General features: G+C 43.0%; 1 pseudogene. It reads right to left on the bottom strand.

Annotation, left to right across the window (positions count from 1 at the left end):
- Window positions 1-102: 102 nt before the first annotated feature.
- Window positions 103-237: pseudogene (locus tag HC733_RS23740) on the bottom strand (IS110 family transposase); the annotation flags it as partial.

The raw sequence follows: 237 nt of genomic DNA, 5'->3' as shown, positions 1-237 counted from the left end.
AAGGGCTAAACGAACTAACACCTGATGAAGTTTACTTCGGTAAGCAAAGATACGCGGCATGACTGGATCAACCACTTAAAAAGTTAGCTTATGTGTCCAACCAATGGGGTCCAGCTCTACATTACGATGTTTACCTCTGCTTAGTAATCGGTTGTAACGTCGACACAGTCTAAGCTGTGCCTGCCATGCGATATCGGTTATTTCTTTAGGTAAACCTTCCTGCCGTTTTTGTAATTC

It is taken from the genome of Pseudoalteromonas sp. S16_S37 (assembly GCF_014694405.1).
Taxonomy (GTDB): Bacteria; Pseudomonadota; Gammaproteobacteria; order Enterobacterales; family Alteromonadaceae; genus Pseudoalteromonas.
The sequence above is the reverse complement of the archived record's forward strand: the minus strand, read 5'-3'. Positions and strand labels throughout refer to the sequence as shown.